Below are 9,831 nucleotides of genomic sequence, written 5' to 3'. Positions count from 1 at the left end.
TGGCGAGGTCGGGCAGGTAGGCGTCCGGGTTCGCCTCGGCCAACCGGCGGTAGATGCCGGTGGCTTCCTCGGCCGGGGCCAGGGCCTGCTGGCGCCGGCCGGTGTTCGCGAGTCGGATGGCAAGGTTGTTGGAGTGCCGGGCGCGTTGTTCGTCGCTGCCGTCGGTTAGGTCGAGCAGGTGCTGAGCCAGGATGGCGGCGGCGGCGTCGAGGTCCAGGGAGCGTTCCGGCAGCAGCGCGTGGATGGTTTCGGCGAGGTCGGGGCTGGTACACCGGGCGACGGCGGCCAAGGCGACCCCACCGGTGTGTATCGGCAGGGCCGGATCGGTGGTCAGCAGGGTGTGTAGCCAGCCATGCACATGGGAGTGCCGGCCGGCCGCGGCGGCCAGGAAGATCAGCAGCCGGGCGGCGTGGGACGGGGGCTTCTGCCCGCCGGTACGGGCGGTCAGCGGGCCGGGTGTGTAGGTGAAAGTGTCGTCGGCTGCGCGGTGGGCGGTGAGCAGGGTGGTCGCCGCCCAGGAGTCAGTGTGTCCGCTGGCGGTGGCCGGTTCGCCAGTAGGGCTTGCCGGCAGGCTCAGCGCGATGAAGTCTTCGGCGAGCCGGTCGGGGTACATCGGTTCCAGCACCGTGCCGGTAACCGGTGGCGGGTAGCAGCGGTCGTGGGCGTCGAGCAGTTTCTGCCCCGCCGTCTCGTCGGCCAGCCTGCTGCCTGTCAGCAGCCGGAGCCCGTCATCACGAGACTGGGCCCCGGCCAGGCAGGCCAGCAACACCGTACGCGCCGCCGCCGTCACGGTGTCCGGGTCGCTGCCGTGCAGCCGCGCCCAGTAGGCGCGTTCCCGGTCCAACAGGTAGCTGGTGACATCACCGGCCGACCTCGGCGGGGTGGTCCGCCGGGTGTAGGCGTCGACCGTGGCCAGCGCCGCCATATGGATACCAAGGATGGTCCCGTACACCCGATCGTCACCCACGTCGCCGGGCGGCTGCCACCGGCCAGGCCAGCCCTCCTCGGGCCTGTCGGGTTGGTAGATTTCGGTGAACCGCCGGCAGGCCGACTCGAACAACTCACGCCGTCCCCGCTCATCGTCCGCCAGCGCCGGCAACGCCCGTGGCTCGCCGTCACCACCGCAGGTGTATCCAAGCCGGGGCAGTTCAGCCCTAACCGTGGGCCACCAGGCGACCGAGCGGGCCAGCAGCAGGACCCGCACCTTCGGCGCCCGGGTTCGGCAGTCGGCCAGCATCCGCAGCAGATCGCGCACGGGCCACCGCTCCGCGTAGTCCACAAGCAGCAGCAGCGGCCGACGCGCCGCCGGCAGCCACCGCCACGGCGTTCCCAACGGTCTCGCATCCACGTGCGCTGGCGCCGCATCGAGGTGCCCAGCCACCGCGACCCGCCACCCCGCGGCAACGCTATCCCGGCCCACCTGCTGGGCCAGACGAGTCTTACCCTGCCCACCCGGGGCATGCCACACCCACACGCCGCAGGCGACCGGATCGCCCTGCCAATCCCACAGCGCGGCCAACTCAACGACACGACCGGTGAAACCGATCGCCTGTCGCCGCGCGGTCAACAACACGCTCGGCTGCCGCCGCGAACGAATCAACTCATCCAACCCGGCCACCGGCGGATCCACGAACTCATCGACCCCGAACCGCGGCACACCCGACTCGTTGATGATCAAATCCCGGCCGGCCACGAACACATCCCCGCCAGCAATCACCTCCTGGCGAAGCCCACCGATCCCACCATCACCCGACGGCCCGCCCCACACGGTCACGGCAGATCCCCACCGTCCTGGACATGCACATCCCCACCGGCAACCCTCGCATCCCTGACCGCGTGCACATCCTGCCCGACCCAGCCGGCACCCGCCCGCCCGCGCCCCCGCCGACCTCGACCGCGGCCGATCCTCAGGTCCTCACCGGCCACCGTCGCACCACCACCAGCACGAACCCTCTGCACCACCACACCACCACCGCCCGAGGCCCCCGACGGACCCGACGACACCAACGCACGGCGAGCCAGGACCACCCCATACACCGCAAGCGGCACACCACCCACCGCCACCACCGCGCCCACCACACTGGCCACTTGATCAGCCCTACTCAACTGATCCGCCGTCAACCGGGTCACCAGCACCCACACCCCGGCAACCACCGCCAACAAACCCGCAACCAACCAGCCCAGCCAGATAATCCCGCCACCACGCGCCATACACGCCATCCTGGACCGAACGATCCACCAGCGACACTGACAAAATCCCGACTCCCACAACCAGCCAGGCGCCTGCCCCAAACAGCCTGCCATGTTCAGCGCACGACGCCCTCCGGGACAGGACCATCCGCACCAACAAATGCACAACGGTCCGTATACACATGCACGCCGGACTCACCCTGTCATCGGCAGTTCCGGACGCCGTCGGATCGACCAACATGACCGAGTGTAGTCGACCATTGCTGATCCGGCTCCGCCGCGAGCCTGCGGCTGCACCCGCAGATGTCGATAGCTGCTGTGTACTCGGTGGCGTACGCCGCTCTGCACTCGAAGCCGTACGCCGACAATCAGAGTGTGCATGCGGCGGCTGACATGCACGTTGAGGTTGTCCCAGATCAGCACGATCGGCGTTCGCAGGCGTTGGTGGGCCCGATCGAGGAAGGCGATGTATTCGTCCTCGCTGAAGCTGCCGCGTTCGCCAGCGCGGCCGTGGTGCAGTCGGGTGCGCCACATCAGCCGGCCCCGTTGTCCGGGCTTGAAGCAGACCAGGCCGGCGATCGAGACTCAGCTGGAGCCCTTGCCGGAGACCTCGACGACGGCGGCGTCCGCGTCGGGCCCAGGTCTTGCTCACCGGCGGCCGTAGTACCTGTCCCGCCTCGTCCTGGAAACAGATCCAGGCGTTCCGCGCCGCCGCTAACCTCTTACCGACGGCCACTACCCGCGGTGCCAGGTCGCGATCGCCTCGGGATCACATTCGGCCGCCCGGCGGGTCGGGACCTGCTGGCTGTAGCCCATGCGGTGCAGCAGATAGGGCACCCCGCGCAGGGTGTAGCCGACCGCGAAGCGGCGTTCGATAACCTCAGCGACCCGGGCCAGGGTCCAGCGGGCGTCTTCCCAGCCGTCAGGGAGAGGACCTTCGTCAAGCATCCCCGCGAGTTCTTTCCGCTGGTCAGCGGAGAGTTTGCAGTCTGAGCCACCCGGGCCGGTCGACGCCAGGGCGTTCGTTCCGCCAACTATCCATTTACGTCGCCACCCAGGACAGACTTCTCGAAAACTCGCAGCTCAGAAGCTCCAGCGGTGTGTCTGGCCAGAAAACCCAGCGGGCATTTACCCGTATGATCGCATCGTGTCTACTGCCTTCATTTGCCCCTCCTGCAGCAACGAGTGGAGCATGGAGGCGGACAAAGACGGACTATTCGACGGCTACGGGAACCCGCCCTGTCCGATCTGTGGAGACAACGGGCGCGACCCAAGTGACTACGGCGACTTCGTCTGCACCTACTGCCATCACAAGTGGCGCAGCTATGGGAACGGCGGCTTGGTCCTTGGCATGTGGCCGAATTGCCCGAAATGCGGAACGCAAGCATCAACCGTATGATTGCGGCCAGCATCCAGCCTCGGCGTGGCTGACTCACCCGCGAGCGGTCCCCGTGCGTGGCGCCGGAACCTAGCGACACCAACGGACGTTGAAACCGGTGACCCGGTGCCACAGCTGCCGCGGCGGTGGACGCTACAGGTGCAGTGGTGGCGATGTGGCCGGAAGCCCCCGTTTACCCCCCGAAAACCCTTGCCAAGAGTTGACTACCAGTGACAAGCCCCGATCAACGCTAGACGGCGTTTGTGCAGCTCAACGCCGTAGCATGACTAGCGATGACAAGCTCGGCGGGGTGACGGTTGGTAACCGTGTGTCGCAGGTTCGAATCCTGCCGGGGGCACCTCAAAGATCAGCAAAAACGCCATCTGAACTGCGGATACTTTCCCGCGTCGATGACCCATCGTGTGCAGCCGAATGCCCGTCTGAGCGATCCATTCACGGCCACCTGGCCAAAGTCCGTGCAATGATTTGACGACCCGAGTGTCCACCAGCGGATCTACCGGCGTCCGTCGGGCTCTGTCCAGCGCACGGGTCGAGCCGGCCACCGGTCACCGTGCCGGTTTCGCCACTCGTACAACGCCCGCTTGAGTCGGGCGTTCTCCCTCTCGTAGAGCAGCCTCCGCCGCGTCGCGGGCGGTGAGTTCGTCCACCACCCGCCGCACGAACGCGTACACCTGATCCTCCGCCAGCCCACACCGCCCGAGTCGGTTCCGCCCGAACCGCATCAGACGGACGCGCTCCGGACGCAGCCGGCCGAGCTTGCCGGCCGTGGACGCCACGCCCACGATCGTGCCGAAGAGATCCACCTCGCGGCGATGCCGGCCCGTTGACTCAGTCACGGTGTACCTCCCCTGTTCGACGCGCCGCCCCGCTCGCTGCCGTCGCCTGACGAGGCAGCTGCGCCGGGCGCAGCACGTACAGGCCATCGCGCTGGACGTAGATCTCCCGTCGCTCGACCGCCTCGCCCTGCTCGTTGAGCACATAGCCGGTGAGCCATGCCCAGCCCTCATAGGTCGGTCGCGCACCGATCGCGATCACCCGGAAAGTCAACTCTCGCCCTCCGGCGAACTGGACCGACGCCCGCCTGTCGACCCGCAGTAGGTCACCCTGTCGCACCCGCACACCGACCCCCAGACCCCAACGAGGCACCGGGACGGGCGGGTTCCATGCGGCCCCATTGCCGGGTGAAGGCCACACGCCAGCACCCGCCCCGGTGCCAGACAAGGTCAGGCCGCCGAACGACCTGTACCGGAACAGTCCAGCCGCGACCGACGCGTCAACGACTGCGAGCGCTGCGATCCCTGCGCCAACTCGCGGACCTCAGCCCGCGCCATCGCGTACTTCCAGCCAGCCCTCTGGCAGGAACGGCGATTCGCCGATACGTTCAGCCCCGTCATGAACACAGGTTGTGACACGACCCCATCGACAACCCGGAAAATAGTTCCGGGGTCGTCACGACTGTCGGGAGGTAATGAGCACATGCGGGGCGGGGACAACACATTGACCATTGGCGAACGGGTCGCTTGGTACCGCAGGCGACGCGGCCTCTCCCAGGAAGTCCTCGCCGGTCTGGTCGGTCGCACCGCCGACTGGCTCGGCAAAATCGAAAACAACCGGATCGAGCTGGACCGGCTGTCGGTGATCAAGTCGCTGGCCGATGCCCTGGACGTCTCCCTCGGTGATCTGCTCGGTGAGCCCTCATTGCTCGACTGGACTCCCGACAGCGGCACGAGCACTGTCCCCGCCCTACGCGCGGCCCTGATGAACTACCGCGCCATCACACCTTTCCCCGGCAAGGCCGCTGCCTATCTGCCTACGTCGCCGACCTGCGCCGCGAGGTGAGCCAGCTATGGGATGCCTACCAGGACGCCAGATTCGGCTACGTCACCGGACGGCTCCCCGACCTGCTGCACCATGCCCAAGCCGCCGCCGACGCCTACGACGGTGACGACCAGGAGCACGCCCGCCGACTCTTTGGCCTGGCGTACCAGCTCGCCGCCACCCAACTCACCAAACTCGGCGAAGCCGACCTCGCGTGGATCGCCGCAGACCGCGGCCTGGCCGCCGTCCGACCTATCGGCGACCCGATCATCACCGGCAGTCTGTTCCGCTCCGTTAGCCACGCCCTGCACTCCACGGGCCGCTACGCCGAAGCCGTACGCCTCGCCCAGGACGCCGCCGCCTACCTTGAACCTCACCTCACTCGGCCCACTCCGGCCCTGCTGTCGGTCTACGGCACCCTCTTCCTCGCCGGCTCCATGGCCGCCGCCCGAGCCAACGACGACGGCACCACCCGGGCCTTCCTAGGCGAAGCCGAGCAGGCAGCCACCCGCCTGGGAGCCGATGCCAACCACGTCTGGACCGCGTTCGGCCCCACCAACGTCGCCATCCACCACGTCGCCACCGCCGCAGAACTCGGCAATCTCCAAGTCGCCCTTGACCTCGGCCCCCGAGTCGACACGACCGGCCTGCCGATGGAACGTCACGTGCGGCACGCCCTCGAAGTCTCGCGCGCCTACAGCGCCCACAACCGCACCGACGAAGCCCAAGCCGCCCTGCTCGACGCCGAACGAATGGCCCCCGAACAGGTACGCCACCACTTCCTCAGCCGCCAACTCGCCCTCACCTGGATCCGCCGCCAACGCGGTAAGCCCTCCACCCAACTCGTCGGACTCGCCCGACGCCTCAAGGTGCTCGACTAAACCCACGGCCGTCTACGCTGCCTCCGTGACGGCACACGAGACGCCACCCATGGCCACCCCACGCGTGGCCGCAGGCGCCCTGTTCTTCGACGACGAAGGCCGCGTGCTACTGGTCAAGCCCACCTACAAAAACCACTGGGACATCCCCGGCGGCTACGTAGAGCCGGGTGAGTCCCCCCGCGCCGCTTGTATACGGGAGATCCGCGAAGAGCTAGGTCTCACCGTGGACGTTGGCCCGATCCTCGTCGTCGACTGGGCACCCGCCGAAGGCGAAGGCGACAAACTGCTCTTCATCTTCGACGCCGGCACCCTCACCGAAAACCAACGACAACGCATCATCTTCCGAGACGGCGAACTCACCGAAGGCCGCTTCCACGCAGCAAACGAAGTTGAGCCCTACGTACCAGCCCGCCTCGCCCGCCGCATCCGTACGGCCATTGACGCCCGCCAACAGCAACGTCCGACGTACGCAGAACACGGCACCGCAGCGGGGTAGACAGAGACGAAGAATCAGATTGTCAATCGCAACCAAATCCCTTTTCCGTGCACTCCTTCAAGTTGGCCTGCTTCATTTCCCCATCGAACCGGGCAATGAATTCTCTTAAAAATTCGTTCGACGGAGGATAAGACAGTGCCAGCATATGGCGGCCGCGCCACGCCACTGGTGGACCACTTGGTTGATCTACGAATAAAATCAACTAGTAAAATCAACTAGTACGTGGAAGTGCTGGATACAGATCGCGCCCACCAAGTCCAGCAGGAATCCGACAGCTGCATGAGCAAGACCTAGGCGTGGGCGCTCCTAGCAGTCAAGGCGGCCCGCAAGTGACCGAAATGCGAGAAGTTGAGCCGCCACTCGCAAGCAGGCAAGCGTTGGCATCGATCGAGCGGTCACGTAGCGTCATTGATCAGTGATCTAAAGCGATGACGAGCCGGATGGTGGTCTGCGCATGGCTGGGAACACTCATAGGGCGAACTGCGCCAATGCTCAGAAACCTGGCTGCGAGTGTTCTGGTTGCGGTGGCTCGCTACACGGCTGGCAAGGGTGGACAGAGTTGGCCGCCGACACACGCGAGAAGCGCGACGAGCGGCGAGGCGAATTCGAGAAAAACATCCAAAGGGACCGACGTTCCGGGGAGCTACGTCTCAACGCCGGAAACCGACGAGCCTATCTAAACCTTGCACGTTTGGATCTCACCGACTACCTATCGACCACCACACCGCGCTCAAAATTTGTCGACGGTCCGCCCCTCGATATTGAAAACATCGATCCGACGGCTATGTCATCCGACTTTGGCCAGATGAAGATTCTCGCCCAGGCAATCATGAAAGCGCCCTGGGATGACATTTCGGCCGACATCGAAAAGCTAGTCGAGAACGGAGCGAAAGCCAGAGAAATCAAGAAAACCCTGGCCAATCACGCCTGGTGCGGTCTGCTGATAGCGCTGGTTCAGCTTATTGAGAAGATAAACAAGACCATCGATCTATTATCCGACGCGGCTAAGAACTTTGTCAAGAATGCGCTGTCGAAACACTTCGTGTCTACTATTTCCCGGTTGATCGTCGACAAGGTCGTCGACATCGTCGTGGACAAGGTGTGGGTCGCCTTAGAAAAGCTGCTGGAAGCACATTTCCCCCTCCTGGGCACTGACTCATTACGCGTCCTCCGGATGCTGACCGTATTCACTTGCCCTTCGGTTGAGCAGCACCTAGACGTTTACAAGCACGCCGTAAAACCACTCATGGGCGAGGGTCGGGAGATCATCGCAGAAGAAATCAAGGCCAACTTGACTACGCTGTTCACGGCCTGGTGGCGGCGACAAGGTCAAGGACTGGCCTGAGATTTGCCCCAGGCGGCCTCCGGGCGTCCGCAGCGCGTCATGCAGAGCGCAGGCAATGATCTTGCTCCTTGGAGTCGGTAAGTAGCGGCCCAGGAAGGTGGCGGCCACGAGACCAAGACCGCCTCAGTCGCCTTCCTAAACCGGGCATCGCAGGTTCGAATCCTGCTGGAGGCACCAACACAAGGCCGTGACCAGCAGAAGTTCGACCATGGTCTTGAATTCATCTATGAAGTTTGGATTACCTCCCAGAAATCCTCCGGGCGAGGGTGGGCTTGGCGATGTAGCGGCTGTTGGTGACGGCTCAATTGGATGCCCGGGCTGCGGCGCGACCCGCTGGCTGTACGAGGACCCCGTGTGCATCGCGGTGACCCGCTGCCGGGACGCCTCGTAGATGATCAGCGGGACGACGGGCGCCGAGTACGGATCTGCCGGCCGGACGATGGACCTCCCGGTTCTACTGTGCGTGTGCGGCCGGCGCCCTGGCGTGTCGTCCGCCCGCTGGTGAGTCCCTGATCGGACGGTCCGCGTGCGGCCGCCCTCCACAAGACCTCGGGCCTGCGTCGCGTCAACTCCGGTCCCGGAGCCACGACGGGTGATGCCGATTGATTGGTCCCGGGTCTGGCCGAAGTGCTGTCTGCGAAATAATCCTGCTCATGCGGGGGAGAAAGAAGTGGATCGGGCTCGGCGCGACGGTGGTGGCGCTGGGCCTCGCGGCGGGGGCGTGGCGGTACGAAAAGCACGTCCGCCGGCAGCCGGACTGGCAGATCCACCACACGGCGGTGTCCGACGCGACGGAGAAGGTCGACGATGTGCTCGCCGGGTTCGAGCGTGACCATCTCTACAAGGTGGGCGACTACGCGCATTCGGCCGGCCAGCACCCCGACGTCCAGGTCCTCTCGGCCACCGGGCAGACCCACTGGCAGACCGGCGTGACCCTGACGCTGAAGGTCACGGGCCACGGTGTGGCGCGCGGCTTCGATCAGGTGGTGCTCGAACGGGCCGACGTGCCCATCTGCTTCCGCCTCCAGCTGGGGCCCGAGAAGGACAGTCACGATGATGACATCGACTGCCCCACGGGGGCGCCGATGTCCGTTCCCAGAGACCCGTCCCTGCAGGGCGTCGACGAACGTCTTCACAACGCGCTGAACCCCGTCGGGCCGAACGAGGCCGCCGTCCGCACCGCGGTGGCCGAACTGGAACTCGACCCGGCCATCCAACAGGATTTCGCCGTTCAGGACGGCGTTGTCGGGGTGGCGCTGCGCGCCAGTCGGTACGACTGCGTCGTCGCTCGTGTCGCCGCCCCCGGGAAGGTGACACTCTGGCGACCGTCACACACCCAACTCGCCCCGGGCGAACGGGACTGCACGGCCGGGCTCGCGTTGGGTGACTCTTTCAACACCTTCCCACGTTGAGAAACGCACCGCTCTGCCGCCGACCGCACCACGAAGGTCATCGGCTGCCGACAAGGTCCAGGATCTCGTCCAGGGTCGTGAGGTAGGGAAGGTCCGGCCACCGGGGCCGCCCGTCGCGGTTCAGCACGAGTCCGTGGTAGCCGAGCCTGGTGGCGGCGACGACCATTTCGGCCTGGTCGTCCACGTAGCAGGTCTGCTGTGGTGGTACGGCCAGTGCGTCGCTTGCCGCCTGGAAGATCCTCGGGTCGGGCTTGGTGCAGCCCAGTTCGCCGGCGACGGCGAGGTATCCG

Annotated in this window: 11 protein-coding genes and 1 pseudogene; 5 read left to right on the top strand and 7 right to left on the bottom strand. The window is 65.8% G+C overall.

All coding sequences use genetic code 11. The features are described from left to right. From ACXN5W_RS29875 to ACXN5W_RS29850, 6 genes and pseudogenes are all read right to left on the bottom strand, one after another. A pseudogene (locus tag ACXN5W_RS29875) lies at nt 1-1,333 on the bottom strand (hypothetical protein); the annotation flags it as partial. A 437-nt stretch (nt 1,334-1,770) separates the two neighbouring features. After that, complete coding sequence (locus ACXN5W_RS29870; protein ID WP_473161729.1) at nt 1,771-2,211, bottom strand: hypothetical protein; 441 nt, start codon at nt 2,209-2,211, stop codon at nt 1,771-1,773. A 174-nt stretch (nt 2,212-2,385) separates the two neighbouring features. Further along, nucleotides 2,386-2,724 carry a hypothetical protein gene (locus tag ACXN5W_RS29865; RefSeq protein WP_473161728.1) on the bottom strand — a complete coding sequence of 113 codons (339 nt, stop codon included), beginning with the start codon at nt 2,722-2,724 and terminating at the stop codon, nt 2,386-2,388. Nucleotides 2,725-2,925: 201 nt separating this feature from the next. Beyond that, entirely contained in the window at nt 2,926-3,138 is a 213-nt protein-coding gene (locus ACXN5W_RS29860; protein WP_473161727.1) for a helix-turn-helix domain-containing protein, read from the bottom strand. Nucleotides 3,139-4,134: 996 nt separating this feature from the next. Next, nucleotides 4,135-4,425 (bottom strand): hypothetical protein, encoded by a 291-nt coding sequence (locus ACXN5W_RS29855; RefSeq protein ID WP_473161726.1) that lies wholly within the window; start codon nt 4,423-4,425, stop codon nt 4,135-4,137. Continuing rightward, nucleotides 4,418-4,624 (bottom strand): hypothetical protein, encoded by a 207-nt coding sequence (locus tag ACXN5W_RS29850; RefSeq protein WP_473161725.1) that lies wholly within the window; start codon nt 4,622-4,624, stop codon nt 4,418-4,420. Before ACXN5W_RS29850 ends, ACXN5W_RS29855 begins: the two co-directional genes overlap by 8 nt. A gap of 462 nt (nt 4,625-5,086) precedes the next feature. Between ACXN5W_RS29850 and ACXN5W_RS29845 the strand changes: the two genes are divergently transcribed. The 5 genes from ACXN5W_RS29845 (at nt 5,087) to ACXN5W_RS29825 (ending at nt 9,541) form a co-directional block, all read left to right on the top strand. Further along, a complete protein-coding gene (locus tag ACXN5W_RS29845) occupies nt 5,087-5,428 on the top strand; it encodes a helix-turn-helix domain-containing protein (protein WP_473161724.1) in 342 nt (113 codons plus the stop codon). Then, on the top strand, nt 5,425-6,288 hold the full coding sequence (locus ACXN5W_RS29840) for an XRE family transcriptional regulator (protein ID WP_473161723.1): 864 nt from the start codon (nt 5,425-5,427) through the stop codon (nt 6,286-6,288). The genes ACXN5W_RS29845 and ACXN5W_RS29840 overlap by 4 nt, the downstream gene beginning before the upstream one ends. Before the next feature lie 25 nt (nt 6,289-6,313). Continuing rightward, nucleotides 6,314-6,784, top strand: coding sequence for an NUDIX domain-containing protein (locus tag ACXN5W_RS29835; RefSeq protein ID WP_473161722.1), 471 nt, complete (start codon nt 6,314-6,316; stop codon nt 6,782-6,784). Nucleotides 6,785-7,343: 559 nt separating this feature from the next. Further along, a complete protein-coding gene (locus ACXN5W_RS29830; RefSeq protein WP_473161721.1) occupies nt 7,344-8,129 on the top strand; it encodes a hypothetical protein in 786 nt (261 codons plus the stop codon). 653 nt (nt 8,130-8,782) lie between these two features. Next, on the top strand, nt 8,783-9,541 hold the full coding sequence (locus tag ACXN5W_RS29825) for a hypothetical protein (protein ID WP_473161720.1): 759 nt from the start codon (nt 8,783-8,785) through the stop codon (nt 9,539-9,541). A 37-nt stretch (nt 9,542-9,578) separates the two neighbouring features. Here ACXN5W_RS29825 and ACXN5W_RS29820 read toward each other — a convergent pair. Further along, on the bottom strand, nt 9,579-9,831 hold a 253-nt coding region (locus ACXN5W_RS29820), incomplete at its 5' end, for an HAD family hydrolase (RefSeq protein WP_473161719.1).

Source organism: Plantactinospora sp. A48 (assembly GCF_055793945.1).
Note: the sequence above shows the minus strand (reverse complement) of the source record. Positions and strands in the feature narration are given on the sequence as shown.